A 24446-nucleotide genomic window follows, 5' to 3' on the forward strand; every position below is an offset into this window, starting at 1 on the left:
TATTAGTCCCCTTCATAAAATTCTCTCAGGAACCAGCGAGCCACGAAGTCCCAGTTGTCGTGAAGCAATGCCTTTCCGTTCTCAAACGGGAATTGCGCCTCCGGCAACAAGTTATGTTCCATGCCATACTTTAACAAATCGAACGGGCACAATCCCCCTTCACAGAACATCTCGTATGCTTCCTCCTCCGTTGTCGCAGCGTCATACAACGGATTATTCCCCGCTGCAAAGTATTTGGCAACATCCGGAGCCACCAGCACGCCTTTCAGATTGCCATAGACAACAAAGTTGTCAAACTCCGCCAGTTCGGGCAACAAAGCCTCTTCATCGTCTTCCCATTTCAGAGAATGGACGAAGAAAAACTTCAGGGCATCATACGAGTCAAAGAACATGAGCGGTTCGCCCTTACCGGCTTCCAGAAAATGTTCCACATCCGCCGGCAATGCCGCTCCCGGCACAATCTCAGGCAGAGGTTCACGTTCCTTTTCCATCAGCCTCCTGTCCATCATCCAGTTCGAAGCCAGTTCATCACTGATAGGAGCCGACTCGAAAGCCGCATCCAGACGTTCGTAAAGTACGTCCGCCAACTCAAGCAACGTCTCATCCAACGGATTCTCCACGTCGTTGAACGGGAAACTGTCACTGCTCGTCGAACTGAGCGCCCACAGAAGAAAAGCGATATCCTCACGGTTAATCTCGTCCGGCAAGTAATCCTCCGTCAACGAATAGAACGGCAGATAACGACCATAACTCCTCTTATGCCAATGGATAAACTCCCGCCAGTTTCCCGCATCCGCCACGCAGTCCTCCAGATACAGAGCGCACGTCAGAGCCAACCGACGCTGGTCTTCCGCTACGTCCGGGTTTCCTTCATACAAAGGGAAAGTCATCACCAACGGCAACAGCTCATTGGCCAACCCCATGTACCACTCGTCCGTATCCGTTTTCTTCGTCCGGTGGTGAATCTCAAGCCACGGGCGCATATAAATCTTTGATTGCCTCATCATTATAATCGTTTCAAAGCCAGTTTAATAACCTTTTCCACCGGAGCTTCCGGCTCTTCCATCAAGATAGCCAGCACCACCTTCTGCGAAGGCGCAGCAGCAAAGCCAAGCATCGTCAATGCAGCCACAGCTTCCTCCTGCACTTCCGCGTTGGCAGCCTGCAGCAGCATACCGCCAACGGCACTTCCACCGGCAGCGGACGCTCCCATTGTCTTTATCTTATCTTTCAGGTCGACAATCACCCGTTGCGCAGTCTTCAGCCCGATTCCCTTCACCGTCTTCAACAAGTTCGCATTCTCGGTACTGATGACGTTTACCAGCTCGGCAGGCGAAAGGGCGGAGAGGATCATACGCGCCGTATTCCCGCCAATGCCCGACACGGAAATCAGCAACAGGAAAATCTCCCTCTCCTGCTTCTCGGCAAATCCGTAGAGCACATAAGCGTCCTCACGAATGGCTTCATATATATACAACTTACAGGTTTTCTTTCCCTGAATGGCCGAATAGGTGTTCAGAGATATATTGGCGGCATAGCCCACCCCGTTACAGTCGATCACTGCGGTTGCCGGACTAAGTTCGGCAAGCTCGCCTCTAATGTATTCTATCATAACGGGTACAAAGATAAAACTTTCTCACCACAGATTACACTGATTCTCACAGATTATTCTTTTGTACATCAGATACGAAGAATATGAAAAAAATAAAAATATTAAAGCAGATGAACCAAAGTTAGTAGTAAATTGTTTACTTTTGCAGGCAAAAGAAAGAAATTTGTTCATTAAAACCAAGAAAAGAATGAAAAAAGTAAGAGCTGTCATCGTTGGTTATGGCAACATTGGACATTATGTACTTGAAGCGCTTCAGGCAGCACCTGATTTCGAAATAGCCGGAGTCGTTCGCCGTGCCGGAGCAGAGAACAAACCGGAAGAGTTAGCAAACTACGCAGTAGTGAAGGACATAAAAGAGCTGGGAGAGGTAGACGTAGCTATTCTTTGCACGCCGACCCGCAGCGTAGAGAAATATGCCAAAGAATACTTGGCGATGGGCATTAATACAGTGGACAGTTTCGATATCCATACCGGCATCGTAGACTTGCGCCGTACACTAAACGCTACCGCCAAAGAGCATAAAGCCGTATCGATCATCTCTGCCGGATGGGATCCGGGAAGTGACTCCATCGTACGCACCATGCTGGAAGCGATCGCTCCGAAAGGCATCACGTACACGAACTTCGGTCCGGGTATGAGCATGGGACACACCGTAGCCGTGAAAGCGATTGACGGAGTGAAGGCTGCCCTTTCCATGACTATTCCGACCGGAACGGGAATCCACCGCCGTATGGTATACATCGAACTGAAAGAGGGATATAAATTCGAAGAAGTAGCTGCTGCCATCAAAGCAGATCCTTACTTTGTGAACGATGAAACACACGTGAAACTCGTTCCGAGCGTAGACGCCCTGCTCGACATGGGACACGGCGTGAACCTGACCCGCAAGGGCGTATCCGGCAAAACCCAGAACCAGTTGTTCGAATTCAATATGCGTATCAACAACCCCGCACTGACCGCACAGGTATTGGTGTGCGTGGCGCGCGCTTCCATGAAACAGCAACCGGGATGTTACACAATGGTAGAAATTCCGGTAATCGACCTCCTTCCGGGCGACCGCGAAGAGTGGATCGGACATTTGGTGTAGTCGGGTTTAGTCGAGCGACATTGAAAAACAAACGATATAGCAACCGGGAAGAATGGGCGAACACCCTCAGCCATGGGGCAGGCATTCTTCTCGGAATCGTAGCAGGATATTTCTTACTGCGAAAAGCTTCCGTTGCTGCTGATCCGCAATGGGCAGTGCCCTGCGTGATTGTCTATCTGGCGGGAATGCTTTCTTCTTACGTCAGTTCTACCTGGTATCACGGCAGTCGTCCGGGAGCACTGAAAGAACAGCTCCGTAAATTTGACCACGGAGCCATCTATCTGCACATAGCAGGCACTTATACTCCGTTCACACTACTCGTCTTGCGCCATGCAGGCGGTTGGGGATGGGGTATTTTCGCATTTGTCTGGCTGTCCGCCATTGCCGGTTTCATCCTTAGTTTCAAAAAGCTGAAAGAACATAGCAATCTCGAAACGGTTTGTTATGTGGGTATGGGGGCATGTATACTGGTGGCAATGAAGCCTCTTCTCGATCAGTTGGAAATGACCGGTGCCTCCCCCGCTTTCTGGTGGCTGATAGGCGGAGGCATTTCATACATTACAGGAGCTGTATTCTATTCGCTGCGCAAGCCTTATATGCACGCCGCTTTCCATCTGTTCTGTCTCGGCGGAAGCGTAGGGCACATCGTGGCGATCTGGCTGGTTTTATAAAGGACGCATACGGACAAAAAAAAAGGCCATCTATCCCAGACAGCCAATCTTTATTAACCTTAAATCTAATACTATGAAAAACACACTACAAAGATACGGACTTTCCTCATATCTCCAAATTTTCGAGGCAAAGCAGGAACATTTATAACACGGTTTAATAGATATCAGATATTCGTTAACATTTAACGTAGTTAAATCTAAAAATTAACGAATGGCCCATCATAATATAGACAAGAAGAACAACGGAGAGTTTCACACAACTTTTAAAGAATAACTTAAAGAAAAGTTTTCCAAAACGGAAAACTTTCTGTATCAGCAAGAAAGAAAAGTTTCCCAAAATTTAATGTTAAAAGCGAACCAAGCTATTGGATTATCTTCTATCTTTGTATCCGGTTTCGGAACTAAAAAGAGGTTTAGTCAATGAGGGAACGCTGTGCAAATCGGCGACAGTACCCGCTGCTGTAATTCTCTAAGAATCCGCACGGTAAGCCACTGCATCGACAACGGATGTGGGAAGGTGTTGCGGGGGAGGGATAAGTCAGAAGACCTGCCGGAATCAGAATCAACTTATTATTAATCACTTTCGGGAGTTAAAGTTATGAACTACGCGGAAATTTGTATCATCAAACGTGATGGTAAAAGAGAAGATTTCTCTATCAGTAAGATCAAGAATGCGATCAGTAAGGCATTCAATGCAACCGGTATCCAGGATGAACAGCAGTTGGTGGCTGACATCACGATGAACGTAATCAGCCAATTTGCCACCCCTACCATTACCGTAGAGGAGATTCAGGACTTGGTGGAAAAAGCATTGATGAAGGTGCGCCCTGAAGTAGCGAAGAAGTACATTATCTATCGCGAATGGCGGAACACGGAACGGGACAAGAAAACCCAGATGAAGCACGTGATGGACGGTATCGTCGCCATCGACAAGAACGATGTCAATCTGAGCAACGCCAACATGAGCAGCCACACGCCTGCCGGGCAAATGATGACTTTCGCCTCCGAAGTGACCAAAGATTATACCTATAAATACCTGTTGCCGAAACGTTTTGCGGAAGCACACCAATTGGGCGACATCCACATCCACGACTTGGATTACTATCCGACAAAGACGACGACCTGCATCCAGTATGACATGGACGACCTCTTTGAACGCGGATTCCGTACCAAGAACGGAAGTATCCGCACGCCACAGAGCATTCAGAGCTACGCCACGCTGGCAACCATCATTTTCCAAACCAACCAGAACGAGCAACACGGAGGACAGGCAATCCCCGCCTTCGATTTCTTCATGGCGAAAGGAGTAGCGAAGTCGTTCCGCAAACATCTGGCTTCGTTCATCAACTTCTACGTGGCGATGGAAAACGGAAGCCAGGCGGACGAAAAGGCTATCCGCACGTTGATCGAGGAGTATCTTCCCTCCATCAAGTCCACCGAAACCGAACGTGAGACATTACGCATCGCTCTGATAGCCTTGCAGATCATCATAGACAAGGAACACCTCGCAAGAATTGTGGAAAAGGCTTATCAGCAGACTCGCAAGGACACGCATCAGGCGATGGAGGGATTTATCCACAACCTGAACACGATGCACTCTCGCGGAGGTAACCAGGTGGTATTCAGCTCGATAAACTACGGTACGGACACTTCCGCCGAAGGCCGCATGGTAATTGAAGAGTTACTGAAAGCCACAATCGAGGGACTGGGCACACGAGGCGAAGTGCCCGTCTTCCCCATTCAGATTTTCAAGGTGAAGGACGGGGTGTCTTACTCGGAAAAGGATTTTGAAAAGGCTATGAAAGCGGAAAACATAGAAGAGGCCATGAACGACCGTTACGAAGCTCCCAACTTCGATCTGCTGCTGAAAGCCTGCCAGACAACCGCAAAAGCGTTGTTCCCGAACTTCATGTTCCTCGACACGCCTTTCAACACGAACGAGAAATGGAAAGCGGATGATCCGAAACGGTACATCTACGAGTTGGCAACGATGGGTTGCCGCACCCGTGTGTTTGAAAACGTGGTAGGAGAAAAGTCATCATTGGGACGAGGCAATCTGTCTTTCACCACGCTCAATATGCCGAGACTCGCCATCGAAGCCCGCATCAAGGCGGAGAATCTGATAGAGGACGAACGCAACACGGCTGCCATAGAACAGAAGGCGAAGGAGATTTTCATTGAATCCGTGCACTCTATGGCTGCTTTGGTGGCAGACCAGCTTTACGAACGTTATCAGTACCAACGTACAGCTCTTGCACGCCAGTTCCCTTTCATGATGGGGAATAATGTATGGAAAGGCGGTGCGGACTTGAACCCGAACGAGCAGGTGGGCGACGTATTGCGCAGCGGAACGTTGGGAATCGGATTCATCGGCGGACACAACGCGATGATGGCACTCTACGGAGAGGGTCACGGACATAGCCGGAAGGCATGGGACACGTTGTACGAAGCGGTGATGGAAATGAATAAGGTAGTAGACGAATACAAAGCGAAATACAACTTGAATTACTCTGTTCTGGCTACTCCCGCTGAAGGACTCTCCGGACGTTTCACCAAAATGGACAGACGGAAGTACGGGAAGATTCCCGGAGTGACGGATCGGGATTATTATGTCAACTCTTTCCACGTGGATGTAAAAGAGCAGATTAGCATTGTAGAGAAAATCAAGTGCGAAGCTCCTTTCCACGCCATCACACGCGGTGGGCATATCACGTATGTAGAACTGGACGGCGAAGCACAGAAAAATGTACGCGCCATCGCCAAAATCGTGAAAGTGATGCACGACGAGGGAATCGGCTACGGCTCGATCAATCATCCGGTGGATACGTGCCACAACTGCGGTTACAAAGGGGTGATTTTTGATAAATGCCCGGTTTGCCAAAGCGAAAGCATCCTCCGTATGCGTCGCATCACAGGCTATCTGACCGGTGATTTAAGCTCGTGGAACTCTGCCAAACGAGCAGAAGAAAAGGACCGGGTAAAGAACTTGTAGAAGGGGAGAGTTGAGAGGGGAGAGTTGAGAGTGAAGGGAGATGATGTTTTAACTCTTAATTCTTAACTCTCAACTCTTAACTCTTAATTCTCAACTTCTACAAGTTCTTAGCTCTTAACCCTTAGCTTTTAACTCTTATCTCCCACTTTTTTTTATTTAAATTACTTTATCTCAACCAATTATGAAAACTCTCAACTCTCAACTCTCCACTCTCAACTTATTAACGGTCTATCCGGAGACGATAGTAGATGGTGAGGGGATCCGGTATTCTATTTACCTTGCCGGATGTTCTCATCACTGTCCCGGCTGCCACAATCCGGAAAGCTGGAATCCGGAAGCGGGGGAACGGTTGACAGAGGAGAAGATTCAAAGCATTATCAAGGAGATTAAAGCCAATCCGCTGCTGGATGGGGTGACATTCTCCGGTGGAGATCCGTTCTATGATCCGGAAGCATTCCTGTCGCTCGTCAGGCGGGTGAAGGAGGAAACCGGGATGAACGTATGGTGCTACACTGGTTATACGTACGAAGAGATTCAGGAACAACCCCGCTTGAAGGCAATACTAACCTATATCGACGTACTGGTGGACGGACGTTTTGAGCAGTCGCTTTTCTCTCCCTATCTGGAGTTCAGAGGAAGCAGTAATCAAAGGATTCTGAAGCTGAACCGTTAAATTTTAACATAGAGTCCGGCTTTTCGCAGGACAAGGCGGGAAGGGAAATGGAGAAAGGGCGGTTCTTGGTAGAGAGAAAAGGCGGTTCCTTGAATACAAAAAAGGCGTTTTAACACAGTGTTAAAACGCCTTTTTTGTATTCAAGAGAACGGGTATGTTAGTTCACTGATTATAAGCTATTTGCTATACAAATACGCTCTTGATTCCCTGTAATCGGAAGGTATTTCCACTTTTATAAAGTTTCATGAAGTTGCTGAAATCGCAACTTCATGAAAACAGGATTTCCTTCAAGAGATTCAGAAGAAGAACCTCAAAATATCATTGAAATTCGCCCATATAAGAAGACCGAAGAGCAGGACCATACCAGTCATCTGGGCATACTCCATAAACTTGTCACTCGGTTTGCGACGGGCTATCATCTCGTAGAAGAGGAAGAGCACATGACCACCGTCCAATGCGGGAATAGGCAGTATATTCATGAAAGCCAGAATAATGGACAGGAAAGCTGTCATGTACCAGAACTGATGCCAATCCCACGTTGCGGGGAAAATACTGCCAATCGTTCCGAAGCCACCCAGTTGCTTGGCTCCTTCTTTAGAGAAGAGGTACTTCATATTTCCGACATAGCCTTCCAACGTCTTGACACCGAGTGAGATACCTGCGGGGAAAGATTCGAGGAAAGCATACTCCTTTTTCACCATCGGCAACAAACGATCGGTCAACACGCAAGCGGTCACACCCATCAGGTAAGCGGAATCCACACGCATACTCAGTGTGTCCTCCACGCCGCCACGTACATAAGTGAGGGTGATCAAACGCGGGTCGATACTGTCATTGAGAAGCGCAGCCTCGTTTTTCTTACGTTCCGCCATCATTTCCTTGAAATCGGAGAAAGAGATAGGCGTTCCGTTCAGGGCAATGATACTATCGCCCGGCAAAATACCCGCTTGCGCGGCAGGAGAGTTGACCATGACGCTATCTACAACGTACGGAAAACGAAAGGAGGCAAAACGGACACTGTCCACCAGGAGGCGTTGCATAAAGTCTTCGGGAATGTAGACTGAAGCTTTCGCACCGTTGCGCAGTACGCTTACTTCGCGGGCGTCGGCAATCTGGCTCAACATATCACCGTCGTATCGCTCGAAAGGAACACCATCGGCAGAAAGCAGTATGTCACCGTCTTTGAAGCCGACAGACTTGGCGGTCTCGTTGAAGTCCATACCGAGAGGAGCTTCCTGTACCTTTATATACTGGTCGCCCCATGCAAAAAGAATCATCGAATAGATGAACAGCGCCAACAGGAAATTGAACAGCACCCCGCCAACCATAATGAGCAGGCGTTGCCAAGCGGGTTTGGAACGAAACTCCCACGGTTGCTCAGGCTGCTTCATCTGCTCGGTATCCATCGACTCGTCAATCATACCGGCAATCTTCACATAACCGCCCAACGGCAGCCAGCCTACGGCATATTCCGTTTCGCTTTTCTTGGGTTTGAACTTAAACAGAGTGAACCAGGGGTCGAAGAATAAGCAGAATTTTTCTACACGCACCTTAAACAGACGGGCAAAAAGGAAATGCCCGCCTTCATGAATGATAACGAGCAAAGACAAGCTCATAATCAATTGGAGGGCACGAATCAAAAATGTTTCCATGTTTATTATATTACAATTTATATTTTACGAATTACTATTTACTTTTTACTATCCACACGAATGAATAGTTTTTCGGGGAGGAACTAAAGACTTTGCCGACCCACCAGTCCGGAAGCGATTCGCCGCGCTTCCGCATCGGTCGCTACATAGTCATCGTACGTGGGGTTGGCTATAAACGTAGCCTGTTCCATCGTCTTCTCTATCACATCACTCATGCCGAGAAAGCTGATACCGTCTTTCAGGAAAGAAGCGACTACCACTTCGTTGGCCGCATTGACGATGCAAGGCATATTCCCTCCCCGATACATCGCTTCGTAAGCGAGAGCGAGGTTGCGGAACCGTTTCGTGTCGGGCTGTTCAAACGTCAGGTTCGTGCATTTGGAGAAATCGAGCCTGTCGAAAGAGGCACTGATACGGTCCGGATAGGAGAAGGCGTATTGGATAGGCAGACGCATATCAGGCATACCGAGCTGCGCTTTCACCGCCCCGTCTTCAAACTGCACCATAGAGTGGATCACGGATTGCGGATGCACCACGACTTCAATCTGGCTGGGCTGAACGCCAAACAGCCACTTCGCCTCGATAACCTCAAAACCTTTGTTCATCATAGAAGCGGAGTCGATGGTAATCTTGGCCCCCATCTCCCAGTTGGGGTGTTTCAAGGCTTGCGTCTTGGTCACGTACTTAAGCTGCTCCAGCGTGCAGGTACGGAAAGGTCCCCCCGAAGCGGTCAGTATGACTTTCTCTATCGGATTGCCGACTTCTCCTGCCAAACACTGAAAAACAGCGGAATGTTCGGAGTCCACCGGCAAAATCGGTGTACGGTATTGCTGTGCCAGTTCATTAATCAGTTCTCCCGCCACGACCAACGTCTCCTTATTCGCCAATGCAATGGCTTTCTTTGCCCGAATCGCATTCATGGTAGGTTTCAGTCCGGCATAGCCGACCATCGCCGTCAATACCATATCAATCGGACCGGCTTCCACTATCTGGCAGATGGCGTCAGTTCCCGCGTATACCTTTATAGGCAGGTCGCTCAAAGCTTCTTTCAGTTCGGTATATTTCTCTTCGTTGGCTATCACGACAACTTCCGGCTGAAACTTCCGCGCCTGAGCTATCAGCAGCTCCACACGATTGTTGGCCGTCAGCGCGTATGCCTCGTACAGATCGGGATGTTCCTCTATCACCTGCAATGCCTGTGTGCCGATAGACCCGGTAGAGCCTAAAATGGCTATTTGTTTCTTCTTTTTATTAGTTTCTATATTCATTTCTTATATATTCTCCTCACTAAAAAACGATATACTTCTCAGGATTCACCGGATGGCCTTTGTACCAAAGCTCGAAATGCAGGTGCGGACCCGTGCTGAGAGTTCCACTGTTACCCACCAAAGCGATGGCTTCGCCCCCTTTCACACGGTCACCCTCTTTCTTGAGCAGAGAGCCGCAATGCTTATAAACCGATATCAAATCCTGACTATGTTGCACACCGATCAGGTAGCCTGTTTCGGCGGTGTAGGTACTCAGAATAACGGTTCCGTCCATCGTTGCCAGCACACTTTCATTGGGATTGGCGGCAATATCCGTTCCGTAGTGTTTCTTTTCCGCATCGAAGCGGTCGGAAACCATTCCCCGCGTCGGGCGGTACAGGATAAGTCCCGTCACATCCGGCTGGGAGGTGATGGAAGTCAGGTTGTATTTCTCTGTTTCTTCGTATTGACGGCGGAATTCCTCTTCGCGCTTGGTGCGTTCCATCAAGGTGTCTTTGCGGACGGTAGTCAGCGAGTCGAGCGTCTGCACACTGTCGACGGGTATATTGCCGCTGAAAATGTCCTGAATGTTCATGATATAGAGGTTCTGCCGGTTGAGCACCTGTTGCAGAGAGTCCACCCGCAAGGCGTTACCCACGATTTGGGAACGGACCTCACTGTTCATATAACCCGGAAGGTAGTTGCGCAAAGGGGTGAAAGCGATGATGCAGGCTGCGATCAGAAACAACACCGTCAGTACGCTGAGTAACACGGAAAGGCCATTGAGCTTGGACACACGAAGCCCGACAATCTCTTCAAGCGTGTTTTCATTGACAATCGTCAGTTTATACTTGAACTTGAAATTTTTCCAGAAAGCTTTGCTTCGTCTTCTCTTTGGCATTTGAACAATTAAAAATTAAAGATTAAAAATTAAAGATTAAAAATTAAAAAGGAGGACCGATTTATGTTCCTCTTCAGATACGGATTATATGGGACAATCCGTATCATCCGCGTCCAAATCTTCCAAATTGAGCAACCCTTCGGGAAGCTCTACGGTGATGAGTTTCCGTCTCTGGTCTATGCCTACGATAAATTCCTCTTGGGCGGGAACCAGCAGTTCCTCACCGTCTTTCTCGACTACGAAAAGGGTATTGACGGTAGCGGTATCCACCTCCACCACCTCACCCAAAAGTCCGTGACGAGTGTCCTCCATGCGGAAACCGACGAAGAAGTTCCAGGACAATTCACCGTCTCCGGCTTCTTCCGCATACTTCACAGGGAAATAGACTTCGACATTGGTAAACGTCCGGGCACGTTCGGCGGTATCGACCCCCTCCAGCTTCACCAAAGCGGTGGAGTCGGAACGGAAACGGTACTCTTCAATGAAAAAGGGTACAAAAATTCCGTCGAGCAGGCAGACCAGATAGTCGCAGTCCACACGGTCAAAAATATCATCCGTAAAGGTAAACTGCAACTCACCGTGAATTCCGTGCGGCTTATTGAACAATCCTATTTTATATACTTCTTCTTTCTTTATCATATTCGGGTGATTCTGGCTCCGATGGCGTTCAGACGCCCTTCGATGTTCTGATAACCACGGTCTATCTGTTCGATGTTACTAATGGTACTAGTTCCTTCGGCGCTCATGGCGGCAATCAGCAGGGCGATACCGGCACGTATGTCCGGTGAAGTCAGGCGGGCGCCGCGCAGCTTGAAGCCGTGATTGTGGCCGATGACTACGGCACGGTGAGGGTCGCAGAGAATAATCTGAGCTCCCATATCAATCAGCTTGTCTACGAAGAACAGGCGGCTTTCAAACATTTTCTGATGAATCAGCACGCTGCCTTTGGCTTGTGTCGCCACAACGAGCATGACACTCAGCAAGTCCGGAGTGAGTCCCGGCCAGGTGGCGTCGGCTATCGTCATGATGGAGCCGTCGATAAAAGATTCTATCTCGTATGTTTCCTGTGCGGGAACGTAAATATCATCGCCTCTCTGTTCGAGCTTGATGCCCAAGCGGCGAAAGCTCTCGGGGATGATTCCCAGATTCTCGTAAGAAACATTCTTAATGGTGATTTCACTTTTCGTCATGGCTGCCATACCGATAAAGCTGCCGACCTCAATCATATCGGGCAGTACGGTGTGCTGTGTGCCATGCAGTTTGTCCACCCCTTCGATGGTAAGCAGATTGGACGCGATACCGCTAATCTTCGCTCCCATCCGGTTGAGCAAGCGGCAAAGCTGCTGAACGTAAGGCTCGCAGGCTGCATTATAAATAGTGGTAGTGCCTTTGGCAAGCACGGCAGCCATCACGATATTGGCTGTTCCGGTGACGGAAGCCTCGTCCAGCAACATATAATTGCCCCGAAGTTGTTTGGCGGTAATCTCGTAGATTCCACGCTCCTCATCGTAGCGGAAGTCTGCCCCTAAATTCTGAATCCCGACAAAGTGGGTATCCAGACGACGGCGACCAATCTTGTCCCCTCCCGGTTTGGAGATCAGCGCTTTGCCGAAACGGGCAACCATCGGACCTATCAGCATGACAGAACCCCGCAGGCTGGAACATTTCTTCAGGAACTCATCGCTTTCGAGATAAGCCAAGTCTACATTTTCGGCCTTAAAGCTATAAGTATCAATGCCTTTCTTTGCAACCGTCACTCCCATCTCACGCAAGAGCTGAATCAAGTTGTTGACATCCAAAATGTCAGGTATATTGTTCACCGTCACTTCCTCTTCAGTCAGCAACGTAGCGCAGATGATCTGCAAAACTTCGTTTTTGGCACCTTGCGGATGAATCTCGCCACAGAGCCGGTGTCCTCCTTCGATTACAAATGAAGCCATTGATGTTCGGGGTATTAAATTTTTTAATATCGTCTCTTGTTATTCTGACGATTGTTATTGTAGTTCATCTTCGGGCGGTAGTTCTGGCTCAAACGCTCAGCCATCAGGCGGATGATGTCATCGGTCATCTGGAGTTTGCCGTCGGACAGTTCATAAAGGTCTTCGGCTATCTTCCGGTCGTCCACCGTGTCTTTGTTCCACGCCATGTAATCCTTCTTCATGTGGTTACAGATCAAGGCTATCAAGTTCCTCTTTTCATTTCCTTCGGGAAATTCGATGGCTTTCTTGATCAGTATCTCCAAAGTGTGACCGTAATGACGGTAACGCATACGGGTAGTAGAGTAAGGTATGTGTTCCGGACGGGTCACCAGATTGTCTTTGCGGATAATCTCGTAAGGGTAATCGATGTCCAGCTCGAAACCGGACATAATGGCCAAATGATCCCAAAGTTTATGCTTGAAATCGGGCACGTCACGCAAATGAGGGAACATATTGCCCATGATATTTATAATCGTGTTGGCACAACGCTGACGTTCCGCACGGTCTTGTATAGTCAACGCATAGTCAACCATATTTTGTATGCTGCGCCCGTATTCGGGAAGCGGCATTCTTTTCTGTTGGGTATTATATTGCATAATCTTAAAAAGTTGAAAGTTGAAAATCACTTTCGTCCATTATTAATTGTTTATTGCTTATCAAGTTATTGCTAATTGCCAATCAAGTTACTGCTAATTGCCAATCATTCATTAACTAATCGTTCATTACCAATCGTTCATTAACTAATTAATTGCTCATCACCAATTCATCAAAGGAGTTTCTTCGGTGTGGAAGCAACGAATTCCTTCAGGTAGAAAGGTTCGAAGTAGGCCACGTCCTTATAATCCTCTTTCGCTATTGCCTTCTCTGCAAGCGGGAACATCATTTTGGCTAACGGATGCACCTTGTCGATAAAATGCGCATTGGGATGCGTTATCTTCTCGCGGCATTTGGCAGCTCCGTTACCGAAGAAATAAACCGGTCGTTCGTTCAGGAACTCCAGATAGGAATTTTCGTCCACTATATCAGCTGCAACGGCACGCTTCACATCTAAGGCACGGTCGTAAACGGCTGCATAAACTTCCATACGGCGGGCGTCGATCATAGGACAGAGCAAAGCGTCTTCGGGAAGATTCTCATACAGCAAGACCGGAACACACAGCACCTCAAGCGTCGGAATCCCGATCAACGGAATGTTGCGTCCGTAACAAATTCCCTTCGCCATAGAAACCCCGATCCGGAGTCCGGTGTAAGATCCCGGCCCGCAACTGACCGCAACCGCATCCAACGGGATAGCATGACTGTCGATAAATGACAATGCCTCATCGACAAAAACTCCTAAAGAAACGGCGTGTGAAGGGCCTTTCAGGTCTTCTTCCACAAACGGAACCATTCCGTCCTCACTGATTGCCACCGAGCAAACGGAGGTGGAGGTTTCAATATTCAGTATACACGACATAAAAATCAGCTTATTAAATTGTCGCAAATTTACATGATAATTTCCAATTCTTAAAATAATCGTGTACTTTTGCACAAAACTTTAAGATTTATGATACAATCGATGACAGGTTACGGCAAAGCTACAGCCGAACTCCCTGATAAAAAAATAAATGTAGAAATTAAGTCGCTCAACAGCAAGGCTATGGATCTTTCCACTCGCATCGCTCCGGCTTATCGTGAAAAAGAGATCGAAATCCGTAACGAGATTTCCAAAGTGCTGGAACGCGGCAAGGTGGATTTCAGCCTGTGGATCGAGAAGAAAGAGGGGGCGGAAAGCGCTACTCCTATCAATCAGGCTCTTGTAGAGGGCTACTACAAACAGATTCTGGCTATCTCGGAAAATCTTAATATTCCTCTTCCTGCCGACTGGTTTCAGACATTGCTCCGCATGCCGGACGTGATGACGAAGACTGAAATTCAGGAACTTACGGAGGAAGAATGGAAAGCGGTGCACGCTGCCGTAGCGGAAGCGATCGGACATCTGGTGGATTTCCGCAAACAGGAGGGGGCTGCACTGGAAAAGAAGTTCCGCGAGAAGATTGCCAACATCACAAGCCTGCTCGAAAAGATTACTCCTTACGAGAAAGAACGTGTGGAAAAGGTGAAAGAACGTATCACAGACGCTCTCGAAAAGACGCTGAGTGTGGACTACGACAAAAACCGTCTGGAGCAGGAGTTGATTTACTATATCGAAAAGCTGGATGTCAACGAGGAGAAACAACGCCTCAGCAACCATCTGAAATATTTTATCAGTACGCTGGAAAGCGGCAACGGACAAGGCAAGAAATTGGGATTTATCGCTCAGGAAATGGGACGTGAAATCAATACGCTGGGCAGCAAGTCCAATCATGCCGAAATGCAGAAAATCGTGGTTCAGATGAAAGATGAACTGGAACAGATTAAAGAACAGGTACTGAACGTGATGTAGACGAACGTCTCTCATCTCTCATCCTTCATCCTTAATTCTTAATTATTCATTCTTAATTTAACTATGACTGGCAAATTAATTATATTCTCCGCTCCGTCGGGTTCGGGGAAATCTACAATCATCAATTATCTGCTGACGCAGAATTTGAATCTTGCGTTTTCTATCTCCGCCACCAGCCGTCCTCCACGCGGAACGGAACAGCATGGGGTGGAATATTTCTTCCTTACTCCGGAAGAGTTTCGTAGCCGCATCGAGAACAACGAATTTTTGGAATACGAGGAAGTGTATAAAGACCGTTACTACGGGACGCTGAAAGAGCAGGTGGAAAAGCAATTGGAAGCCGGACAGAATGTTGTGTTCGACGTTGATGTGGTAGGCGGATGCAATATCAAGAAGTTTTACGGTGAGCGTGCGTTGTCGGTATTTATCCAGCCGCCTTCGGTGGAGGAATTGCGTTGCCGGTTGGAAGGACGAGGTACGGACACTCCCGAAGTGATAGAAAGCCGCATCGCCAAAGCGGAATATGAATTGAGCTTCGCTCCGCAATTTGACTGCATCATCGTGAATGATAACCTAGAAACGGCCAAAGCCGAAACGCTGAAAGTGATTAAGGAGTTTCTGGAGAAATAAACTAAAGTTGGAAAAGGGAGTTCCAGTTACCAATCCAATGGAAAAAGTAGTTTATAACAAGGAAGGAACCCAACGAAAGGAAGGAACTGATGAAAGGAAGCAACCAATGAAAAAAAGCCATCGACTGAAAACCGGAATATTCAGCGGGTCTTTCAACCCGATTCATATCGGACACCTCGCATTGGCCAATTACCTTTGCGAGTACGAAGGCTTGGATGAAATCTGGTTCATGGTTACTCCTCAAAACCCTCTGAAAACGCAGGATGAACTGTGGAGTGACGAACTGCGTCTCCGGCTTGTAGAACTGTGTATCAGCGATTACCCCCATTTCCGTGCTTCGGATTTTGAATTTCATCTTCCCCGTCCTTCTTACAGTGTATATACGCTCGAAAAATTGCGCGAAGCCTATCCCGACCGTGAGTTTCACCTCATCATCGGTTCGGACAATTGGGCGCGTTTCGACCGCTGGTTTCAGTCGGAGCGCATCATTAAAGAGAACCACATCATTATTTACCCCCGTCCCGGCTTTCCCGTAGCAGCGGAAGAATTGCCGGAAACTGTCCGCCTCGTCCATTCCCCAGTGTTTGAAATCAGCTCCACATTCATTCGTGAGGCGCTGAAGGCGGGAAAGGATGTCCGGTATTTCCTGCATCCGAAGGTGTGGGAGCAAATAGAAAGTGTACTTACTCCTTCAACCGATGCAGAGTAATCATTATAACCTCCGCCGGAGCACCGATACGGATCGGTAATTGGGAGGTTCCGATCCCGTTGGTTACAATCAAAGGAATTTTAGCCGAATTATAAGCCAGGCCGGTGAGGAAACGTGTGCCGTAATTCGAGTTTAACACCGGAGCAATCCCGAACACACGTACTTGTCCGCCATGCGTATGCCCTGCCAAAGCGAGATCTGTATTGGCTACAGAAACATCTTCCACATAGTCCGGAGTATGCACCAGCATGATAACGAAATCTCTGGGAGAAAGGGCTAACGTGGGGGACTTTCCGTTCTGCCCCAAGTCAAAAGGATTGCGCACACCGGCAATGATAATTTGCTGACCGTCCTTGCGGAGTGTGTCCACTTCGTGTTCCAACGGATGCATTCCATAATGCTTCATCGTGCGGATAATCTCGTCATGACAACGCTCGTAATCGTTATTCCCCATCACCCCGTAGGTCCCCATCGGTGTCTTCACCCGTGCAAGCGCCGAAAACAAAGGATCTACATACTCACAACCTTCCTGATAATCGCCGCCCATCAAGAGTACATCCGCTTTTTGGGCAATCAGCAGACGAACCAAATCATTCAGCCCTTTCTCTTTCAACAAACTCTTATAATGCAAATCGGAGATAAAAGCGATGCGAAAACCCTCGAAGGCTTCGGGAACGTCCCGGTGGGTAAAGTCATATTTCACGACACGATCCACCCCTGAATAGACGGAGGAAACGTCCACTTCGGAAGAAGTTATTTTCGTACCGCGAAGTACCCAATCCTCCGATTTATATGCATCAGCAGAAGATTTATCTTTCTTGGCTCTGCGTTTCCTGCCTTTCGAAACGTTCAGATCTTTGAGTTGCGAGTGGTCCGGAGCAAACAGTCCGGCTATGACGTTGGACGTATCCGCAACAATGGAGTCTGTGTTCAAAACAGGACGCGGCAAGGTTGCTACCATCCTCTTTTTCGACTTGCAGGAAACAAGTAAAAGCAGCGTCAGCAGTAGAAACGGATAAATAGATTTCTTCATCTTCTCTTAGTTTGAAGTTTTTAGGGGTGCAAAGATACGAAAAATCATGTATCTTTGTCCGTCAAAACTCTTTATAAAATATTAAAGCATGGAAGAAGTAAAGCGTAATTCACTGAAAGCATGGTTATTAGCCGCACGGCCTAAGACTCTCACAGGAGCTATCACTCCGGTTTTAATCGGTACAGCCCTGGCGGCAATGGACGGACGTTTCCATTGGTTGCCTGCCCTTGTCTGCTGCCTGTTTGCCGGTCTGATGCAAATAGCCGCGAATTTCATCAACGATCTTTTCGACTTCCTCAAAGGAACCGACCGTGAAGACCGGTTGGGTCCCGAACGTGCTTGCGCACAAGGATGGATCTCACCGCAGGCAATGAAAACCGGAATTGCCGTTACCGTCACACTTGCCTGCCTGATCGGCTGCACGCTATTACTTTTTGCCGGATGGGAGTTGATCATCATAGGAGCGCTTTGTGTATTATTCGCCTTCCTTTACACTACCGGACCTTATCCCCTCTCCTACAACGGTTGGGGAGACGTGTTAGTCATCATTTTCTTCGGATTTGTTCCCGTAGGCGGAACTTACTACGTGCAGGCACTGACGTGGACACCGGATGTCACCATCGCCTCCATCATTTGCGGACTATTAATCGACACACTGTTAGTTGTCAATAATTATCGAGACCGCGAAGCGGATGCACGTAGCGGAAAACGGACCGTCATCGTCCGTTTCGGTGAGAAGTTCGGACGCTATTTCTATCTGCTGCTAGGCATTTCGGCTTCCCTACTCTGCCTATATTTCTTACGCGAAGGACATATTTACGCTGCCCTTCTTCCACAACTTTACCTGGTTCCCCACGTCCTCACCTGGAGGCGAATGGTAAAAATACACAGCGGTAAAAAATTAAACAGCATATTAGGCGAGACCTCACGTAATATGCTGTTTATGGGAATTCTTTTAGCTATCGGGATGATTCTTTGAAAACGAGATCATTCCCCATTTAATCAGTTCTTTTAATCTACTTTCCGTACATCTTTTCGTAATATCCCTGATAATCTCCGCTGGTCACTTCTTCCACCCAAGTTTGGTTGTTCAGATACCACTCGATGGTTTTCACGATGCCGACTTCAAATTTCGTTTCGGGATACCAGCCCAGTGCGTTTGTTATCTTTGTAGGGTCAATGGCGTAACGTTGGTCATGTCCCAAACGGTCTTTGACGAAGGTAATCAGTTCTTCGTTGATCCAATCGATGGAAATCTCCCCGTTCTCATCTTTCACCCGTTTCTTGAGCACCTGGCGATATTCCGGATGTTCCGTCATCAGCCGATGAATAGTAGAAATTGTCAACTTCACGATTTCGAGGTTTGTCTTCTCGTTATGCCCACCCACGTTGTACACCTCGCCTTCCTGTCCTTCACGCACAACAAGGTCGATAGCTTTACAGTGGTCTTCCACATAAAGCCAGTCGCGCACATTACTTCCATCGCCATAAACAGGCAGATGTTTTCCTTCAAGTATATTCTTGATAATCAACGGAATCAGTTTTTCCGGGAAATGATACGGACCGTAATTGTTGGAGCAACGGGTAATCGTTACCGGCATTTTATAAGTGTCGTGATAAGCCATCACAAACAGATCCGCACTCGTCTTGGATGCGCTGTACGGGCTATGAGGGCAGAGCGGAGTTGTCTCCGTAAAATACCCTTCGGCTCCCAGCGAGCCATACACCTCGTCGGTAGACACTTGATGATAACGCACTCCTTTTCTCCAAGTGGGGTATCCTTGTTCATCCTTACCCATCACCCATGCGCGGCGTGCGCAATCCAGCAAGTTCTGTGTTCCTAAAATATTGGTTATCAGGAACAGTTGCGGATTCTCAATACTACGGTCAACATGACTTTCGGCAGCGAAATTCACCACATAATCAAAGCGATATTCAGCAAATAGGCTGTCTACCACGTCGCGGCTCCCGATATCACCTTTGATAAAGACACAACGTTCATTGTCAATGTCTTTCGCAATTGTCCCTAAGTTACCTGCATACGTCAATGCATCCAATATCACGACTTTTATATCGCTATGCTTCGCTAAGATGTATTTGATGTAATTTGCACCGATAAAACCTGCGGCACCGGTCACTAGATAAGTTTTCATATTTTACTTTTTATGTTGATTTTAGGATTGTTTCGCCAGTTCTATCAAATATTTGCCGTACTCGGTCTTTTCGAGGCGTTGTCCCAGCAGCAGCAGTTGTTCGGTCGGAATCCACCCCTGACGCCAGGCTATCTCTTCAATACAACTGACATAGAAACCTTGTCGGTTTTGGATGGTGGCAACAAAGTTGGACGCCTCCAGCAGACTGTCACAGTTTCCCGTATCCAACCACGCGAATCCGCGTCCGAAAAGTTCCACTTTCAAAGTGCCTTCTTCCAGATACAGGCGGTTGAGGTCTGTTATTTCGTATTCTCCACGTGCTGAGGGTCGAAGAGCCGCCGCTTTTTCCGTCACGGTGGCATCATAGAAATACAATCCGGGAACGGCGTAATTGCTTTTCGGCACTGCCGGTTTCTCTTCCAGCGAAATAACCTTTCCCTGTTCGTCAAATTCCACCACGCCGTACGCGCGAGGGTCTTTCACATAATAGCCGAATATACAAGCTCCCTTCTCTATATTGGCAGCCCGGCGAAGCATGGCGGAGAAACCTTGCCCGTAAAACATATTATCTCCAAGAATCAAGCAGCCCGGTTCTCCATTCAGGAAATCGGCTCCCAACACGAAAGCCTGCGCCAACCCGTTAGGCTGCTCCTGCACTTTGTAAGAGAAAGACATACCCAATTCCTCACCCGTCCCCAGCAAATCGCGGAACATCGGCAAGTCACGCGGAGTTGAGATGATCAAAATCTCACGAATCCCCGCCAACATCAGTGTAGACAGCGGATAGTAAATCATCGGCTTGTCGTAGACAGGCATTATCTGTTTGGAGATCGCTTTAGAAAGCGGATAGAGGCGAGTGGCACTACCACCGGCAAGAATAATTCCCTTCATGTTCGTCTTCGTTATTCATAAACTGAGTGCAAAGGTCGGAAAGAAATCCGAGATGACAAAAATAATATGAAAAATTATTTATCCGCCAACTCGATAACTTCCAAGTCCTTAAACGTCCCCCGCTCGATGACAAAGCGCACCAATGTACGCACTTTATGAAATCCTGACATCCCCGCAGCTCCGGGATTGATGTGCAACATATCCAACGTCTTGTCGTACTTCACCTTTAATATATGAGAATGCCCGCTAATGAACAACTTAGGCGGGCGTGTCATCAGACTTCCAATTATCGAAGGATCATACTTTCCCGGATAACCTCCTATGTGTTTTATCAGCACTTCGGTGTCATCCACCGTAAAACGGTTCACCTGCGGATACAGCTTCCTGATAGCCTGTCCGTCAATATTTCCGTAGACTGCCCGGAAAGGACGGAACGCCGCCAACCTCTCCGCCACTTCCACCGAACCGATATCGCCGGCATGCCAAATCTCGTCGCACGGCTCAAAATACTCCAGGTATTTCTCATCCCAATAAGCATGGGTATCGGATAATAATCCAATTCTTATCATATCTCCTTAAGAAAGTTTATCTTTCATATCCTCCGTAAAAACGTCAAAAGCCTCTTTTATCTCATCCAAATGAGGATGAGTTATTTTTAATATCACAGAAGCAAAATAATAAATCGAATCCGATTCCACTTTGGCAGTCAAATGTATATATTCCTCCTGTTTTTCATATTCATAAAACCAAATATCAAACAATCGGTCACGACTAGCCTGCCTACCATCCGATGTATCACAAACATAGAGCAAAACATTACTGTTCTCCCGAAAGAACACCTCAATAATAGCCCATACAGTTTCTTTCACCAGTGGATCTTTGAGAAAACGACTTCCATTCTTCTCTACAATAAAAAACTGATAAGTATTTTTATCAAAGAAAGTATAATCCTCCACAAACCCCACCTCATACACCAATCCATATCGGGGTATGGAATAGCAGTGAGTTACCATCGCTTGCAATTTCTACTTTGTAAGGTGAGATTCGGTTAATCTGTTCTATGGAAAGGCAATACATCAGCAGAACTTAACCAACTTGAAATCCTTGTCCTTCAATTCAGACACAGAGCGTCCGCTTTGAACCTGTTCAGTCCAAATACGTTTGCGTGTAGCAGCCTCTTTAATAGCTTTTACCGCTTCCTCTTTCGATTTAAATTTCTTAATTGTCATCGTTTTAACGGCTTCATTTTTATGCAAAAATACGAATTAATCCTCAATAAACAATTTATTTCATCAATTTATCCTTCATCCTGCTATATTCATACAAACAAAAGAATAGGATTCTTGTTTTTCATCTTTATTTTTTTGTTTAATCCTATAAAGGTGTTATATTTGGAAAAATCTTAAAGCACATGGAAAACAAATATAAATATTTCAAGCGAGATATCAGCTGGCTATCGTTCAACTACCGCGTGTTGCTGGAGGCTTTGGACGAGCGTCTCCCCCTTTACGAACGCATCAACTTTATTTCCATCTACTCTTCCAACCTCGAAGAATTTTATAAAATCCGTGTAGCAGACCACAAAGCTGTTGCTTCCGGCGCAACGGAAAGTGATGAAGAAAGCGTACAATCCGCCCGCGAACTTGTAGAGGAAATCAACAGGGAAGTCAACCGGCAACTAGATGACCGTGTGCGCATCTACGAACAAAAAATATTGCCTGCCCTACAAAAGAACCACATCATCTTTTATCAAGACAGCCATGTAGAACCGTTCCATCAGCAGTTTATCAAAGACTTCTTCAAAGAAGAAATCTTCCCCTACCTGCAACCCGTACCCGTTTCCAAAGACAAAATCGTCTCTTTCTTACGAGATAACCGACTCTATCTCGCTATCCGACTCTATCCGAAAGAAGAAAGAAAAGAAGGAGAAGAAGGAAAAGAAAGAGAAAGAATAGAAGCAAAAGAAGGAATAGAAAAAAAAGGATTCCCCATCCTCGAATCCTCCCGTCCTCCTCTTTACTTCGTGATGAAGCAGCCCTACGCAAAAGTCCCCCGTTTCATCGAGTTGCCGTGTCATGAAAAAAATCATTACCTGATGTTTGTCGAAGACATCATCAAGGCGAACCTCAATCTAATTTTTCCCGGTTATGATGTCGAGTCGTGTTACAGTATAAAAATCTCCCGTGACGCCGACATATTAATTGACGACACCGCCAGCAGTGCCGACCTCGTAGCCCAGCTCAAGAAGAAAGTAAAGAAGCGTAAAATAGGAGACGTCTGCCGCTTCGTCTACGACCGTGCCATGCCGCACGACTTTCTGGATTTTCTCGTAGACGCGTTTCACATTCACCGCGACGAACTCGTTCCCGGCGACAAACACCTGAACCTGGAAGACCTGCGTCATCTCCCCAGCCCCAACAAGTCACTTCCCAACACCGGCAAACCACTTCCTAGTACAGGCAAATCACTTCCTAGCAATGATAAATCGTCCCCTAATTCCGGCGGCAAGTCACTCCACAGCCCCGAAAAGCCGAAGCCGATGAAACTCACCATCCTCGACGAAAAAGAATCCATCTTCAACTACGTCGCCCGGAAAGACCTGCTGCTCTATTACCCCTATCACTCCTTCGAGCACTTCATCCACTTCCTTTACGAAGCCGTGCACAATCCGGAAACCCGTGAAATCATGGTGACGCAATACCGTGTGGCGGAGAACTCCGCCGTCATCAACACCCTGATAGCCGCAGCCCAGAACGGCAAGAAAGTCACAGTATTTGTAGAGTTGAAAGCTCGTTTCGACGAAGAGAACAACCTAGCCACGGCCGAAATGATGCAAGCTGTCGGCATAAAAATCATATACAGCATTCCCGGTCTGAAAGTGCACGCCAAAGTAGCCCTTATCCGCCGTCATGGACTGAACGGTGAGAAAATCCCCAGCTACGCCTACATCAGCACCGGCAACTTCAACGAGAAAACCGCCACACTTTATGCCGACTGCGGACTATTCACCTGTCGCAAAGAAATAGTGAACGACCTTTACAACCTCTTCCGCACCCTTCAAGGCAAAGAAGCCCCGAAGTTCACCACCCTCCTTGTCGCCCGTTTCAACCTCATCCCAGAGTTGAACCGCCTCATCGACCGTGAGATTGCCCTAGCCGATCAAGGCAAACCCGCCCGCATCATCCTAAAAATGAACGCCCTTCAAGACCCCACCATGATAGACCGCCTCTACGAAGCCTCCGAACACGGTGTGCAGATAGACCTTATCATTCGCGGAATCTGCTGCCTCATCCCCGACCAGCCGTACAGCCGCAACATCCGCATCACCCGCATCGTAGACAGCTTTCTGGAACACGCCCGCATCTGGTACTTCGGCAACGGCGGCAATCCCAAAGTCTTCATGGGCTCACCCGACTGGATGCGTCGCAACCTCTACCGCCGCATCGAGGCCATCACCCCCGTCCTCGACCCCGACCTGCGCAACAGCCTGATCGAAATGCTTACCATCCAACTCGCCGACAACCAAAAAGCCTGCCGAGTAGACGCAAAGCTACAAAACATATTCAAAAAAAGAACACCCGGAACACCCGCCATCCGAGCGCAATACACCCTATATAACTGGCTTTGTTCAAATAACACCCAGCAACCCAAAGACCAACCAGCCATGCCCCAATAACACCCAGTCCCCCCCCAAAAAAACCACCCCAGCCATGCCCAACAACACCCAGCAACCCCAAAGACCAGCACCATGCCCCGTCTCCTCCCCACCCCATCCGCATGGTTTCCCCCGG

Annotated in this window: 24 protein-coding genes and 1 riboswitch; of the genes, 9 read left to right on the plus strand and 15 right to left on the minus strand. The window is 47.8% G+C overall.

Annotated features, from left to right (window positions below; genetic code table 11):
* Nucleotides 1-2: 2 nt before the first annotated feature.
* Complete coding sequence (locus tag GD630_RS20040) at nucleotides 3-1004, minus strand: DUF3843 family protein (RefSeq protein WP_182505784.1); 1002 nt, start codon at nucleotides 1002-1004, stop codon at nucleotides 3-5.
* 2 nt (nucleotides 1005-1006) lie between these two features.
* Nucleotides 1007-1612 (minus strand): Holliday junction branch migration protein RuvA, encoded by a 606-nt coding sequence (gene ruvA, locus GD630_RS20045; RefSeq protein ID WP_143865044.1) that lies wholly within the window; start codon nucleotides 1610-1612, stop codon nucleotides 1007-1009.
* Between the two features lie 187 nt (nucleotides 1613-1799).
* Here ruvA and GD630_RS20050 point away from each other — a divergent pair, with 187 nt between their 5' ends.
* The 4 genes from GD630_RS20050 (at nucleotide 1800) to nrdG (ending at nucleotide 7035) form a co-directional block, all read left to right on the plus strand.
* Nucleotides 1800-2699, plus strand: a complete 900-nt coding sequence (locus GD630_RS20050; RefSeq protein WP_143865043.1) for a diaminopimelate dehydrogenase — start codon at nucleotides 1800-1802, stop codon at nucleotides 2697-2699.
* Nucleotides 2700-2719: 20 nt separating this feature from the next.
* Entirely contained in the window at nucleotides 2720-3370 is a 651-nt protein-coding gene (gene trhA, locus GD630_RS20055) for a PAQR family membrane homeostasis protein TrhA (protein WP_143865042.1), read from the plus strand.
* A 379-nt stretch (nucleotides 3371-3749) separates the two neighbouring features.
* Nucleotides 3750-3939: riboswitch (cobalamin riboswitch) on the plus strand.
* 29 nt (nucleotides 3940-3968) lie between these two features.
* The gene (locus tag GD630_RS20060; protein WP_143865041.1) at nucleotides 3969-6362 is read left to right on the plus strand and encodes an anaerobic ribonucleoside triphosphate reductase; all 2394 of its coding nucleotides are present in this window, start codon (nucleotides 3969-3971) and stop codon (nucleotides 6360-6362) included.
* A gap of 181 nt (nucleotides 6363-6543) precedes the next feature.
* Complete coding sequence (nrdG, locus tag GD630_RS20065) at nucleotides 6544-7035, plus strand: anaerobic ribonucleoside-triphosphate reductase activating protein (RefSeq protein WP_143865040.1); 492 nt, start codon at nucleotides 6544-6546, stop codon at nucleotides 7033-7035.
* A 296-nt stretch (nucleotides 7036-7331) separates the two neighbouring features.
* Here nrdG and rseP read toward each other — a convergent pair whose 3' ends face one another.
* The 7 genes from rseP to tsaB form a co-directional block, all read right to left on the minus strand.
* On the minus strand, nucleotides 7332-8687 hold the full coding sequence (gene rseP / locus GD630_RS20070) for an RIP metalloprotease RseP (protein ID WP_143865039.1): 1356 nt from the start codon (nucleotides 8685-8687) through the stop codon (nucleotides 7332-7334).
* A gap of 83 nt (nucleotides 8688-8770) precedes the next feature.
* A complete protein-coding gene (locus tag GD630_RS20075; protein ID WP_007766650.1) occupies nucleotides 8771-9955 on the minus strand; it encodes a 1-deoxy-D-xylulose-5-phosphate reductoisomerase in 1185 nt (394 codons plus the stop codon).
* 19 nt (nucleotides 9956-9974) lie between these two features.
* The gene (locus tag GD630_RS20080) at nucleotides 9975-10835 is read right to left on the minus strand and encodes a M23 family metallopeptidase (protein WP_143865038.1); all 861 of its coding nucleotides are present in this window, start codon (nucleotides 10833-10835) and stop codon (nucleotides 9975-9977) included.
* An 84-nt stretch (nucleotides 10836-10919) separates the two neighbouring features.
* Nucleotides 10920-11474 (minus strand): ribosome maturation factor RimM, encoded by a 555-nt coding sequence (gene rimM, locus GD630_RS20085; protein ID WP_007766666.1) that lies wholly within the window; start codon nucleotides 11472-11474, stop codon nucleotides 10920-10922.
* On the minus strand, nucleotides 11471-12775 hold the full coding sequence (gene murA, locus GD630_RS20090; RefSeq protein ID WP_007766667.1) for a UDP-N-acetylglucosamine 1-carboxyvinyltransferase: 1305 nt from the start codon (nucleotides 12773-12775) through the stop codon (nucleotides 11471-11473). Before murA ends, rimM begins: the two co-directional genes overlap by 4 nt.
* Nucleotides 12776-12798: 23 nt before the next feature.
* Nucleotides 12799-13410: a DUF4290 domain-containing protein gene (locus tag GD630_RS20095; RefSeq protein WP_017142868.1), complete on the minus strand. Its 612-nt coding sequence runs from the start codon at nucleotides 13408-13410 to the stop codon at nucleotides 12799-12801.
* A gap of 170 nt (nucleotides 13411-13580) precedes the next feature.
* A complete protein-coding gene (tsaB, locus tag GD630_RS20100) occupies nucleotides 13581-14270 on the minus strand; it encodes a tRNA (adenosine(37)-N6)-threonylcarbamoyltransferase complex dimerization subunit type 1 TsaB (protein WP_007766672.1) in 690 nt (229 codons plus the stop codon).
* A 90-nt stretch (nucleotides 14271-14360) separates the two neighbouring features.
* Here tsaB and GD630_RS20105 point away from each other — a divergent pair, with 90 nt between their 5' ends.
* The 3 genes from GD630_RS20105 to nadD all read left to right on the plus strand — a co-directional run bounded on the left by GD630_RS20105 (nucleotide 14361) and on the right by nadD (nucleotide 16578).
* Nucleotides 14361-15239 (plus strand): YicC/YloC family endoribonuclease, encoded by an 879-nt coding sequence (locus GD630_RS20105; RefSeq protein WP_007751476.1) that lies wholly within the window; start codon nucleotides 14361-14363, stop codon nucleotides 15237-15239.
* 63 nt (nucleotides 15240-15302) lie between these two features.
* Nucleotides 15303-15869: a guanylate kinase gene (gene gmk, locus GD630_RS20110; protein WP_007766676.1), complete on the plus strand. Its 567-nt coding sequence runs from the start codon at nucleotides 15303-15305 to the stop codon at nucleotides 15867-15869.
* Nucleotides 15870-15975: 106 nt separating this feature from the next.
* On the plus strand, nucleotides 15976-16578 hold the full coding sequence (gene nadD, locus GD630_RS20115; RefSeq protein WP_143865081.1) for a nicotinate (nicotinamide) nucleotide adenylyltransferase: 603 nt from the start codon (nucleotides 15976-15978) through the stop codon (nucleotides 16576-16578).
* On the opposite strand, the gene GD630_RS20120 is transcribed toward nadD, so the two are convergent.
* Nucleotides 16553-17611, minus strand: coding sequence for a metallophosphoesterase (locus tag GD630_RS20120; protein ID WP_143865037.1), 1059 nt, complete (start codon nucleotides 17609-17611; stop codon nucleotides 16553-16555). The genes nadD and GD630_RS20120 overlap by 26 nt on opposite strands.
* Nucleotides 17612-17699: 88 nt before the next feature.
* Between GD630_RS20120 and GD630_RS20125 the strand changes: the two genes are divergently transcribed.
* Nucleotides 17700-18590, plus strand: a complete 891-nt coding sequence (locus tag GD630_RS20125) for a 1,4-dihydroxy-2-naphthoate polyprenyltransferase (RefSeq protein WP_143865036.1) — start codon at nucleotides 17700-17702, stop codon at nucleotides 18588-18590.
* 37 nt (nucleotides 18591-18627) lie between these two features.
* Here the strand turns inward: GD630_RS20125 and rfbB are convergent, their stop codons facing one another.
* From rfbB to GD630_RS20150, 5 genes are all read right to left on the minus strand, one after another.
* A complete protein-coding gene (rfbB, locus tag GD630_RS20130) occupies nucleotides 18628-19764 on the minus strand; it encodes a dTDP-glucose 4,6-dehydratase (protein ID WP_143865035.1) in 1137 nt (378 codons plus the stop codon).
* A 21-nt stretch (nucleotides 19765-19785) separates the two neighbouring features.
* Nucleotides 19786-20655 carry a glucose-1-phosphate thymidylyltransferase RfbA gene (gene rfbA / locus GD630_RS20135; protein WP_007766688.1) on the minus strand — a complete coding sequence of 290 codons (870 nt, stop codon included), beginning with the start codon at nucleotides 20653-20655 and terminating at the stop codon, nucleotides 19786-19788.
* A 74-nt stretch (nucleotides 20656-20729) separates the two neighbouring features.
* The gene (locus tag GD630_RS20140; protein WP_007751491.1) at nucleotides 20730-21224 is read right to left on the minus strand and encodes a metallophosphoesterase family protein; all 495 of its coding nucleotides are present in this window, start codon (nucleotides 21222-21224) and stop codon (nucleotides 20730-20732) included.
* A gap of 6 nt (nucleotides 21225-21230) precedes the next feature.
* Entirely contained in the window at nucleotides 21231-21668 is a 438-nt protein-coding gene (locus tag GD630_RS20145) for a DUF6169 family protein (RefSeq protein WP_238482948.1), read from the minus strand.
* 63 nt (nucleotides 21669-21731) lie between these two features.
* Nucleotides 21732-21884: a hypothetical protein gene (locus GD630_RS20150; RefSeq protein ID WP_153260233.1), complete on the minus strand. Its 153-nt coding sequence runs from the start codon at nucleotides 21882-21884 to the stop codon at nucleotides 21732-21734.
* Between the two features lie 182 nt (nucleotides 21885-22066).
* On the opposite strand from GD630_RS20150, the gene ppk1 reads away from it, so the two are divergent.
* Nucleotides 22067-24331 carry a polyphosphate kinase 1 gene (gene ppk1 / locus GD630_RS20155; protein WP_143865034.1) on the plus strand — a complete coding sequence of 755 codons (2265 nt, stop codon included), beginning with the start codon at nucleotides 22067-22069 and terminating at the stop codon, nucleotides 24329-24331.
* The last annotated feature ends 115 nt before the right edge of the window (nucleotides 24332-24446 follow it).

Source organism: Bacteroides zhangwenhongii, from assembly GCF_009193325.2.
Lineage (GTDB): Bacteria > Bacteroidota > Bacteroidia > Bacteroidales > Bacteroidaceae > Bacteroides > Bacteroides zhangwenhongii.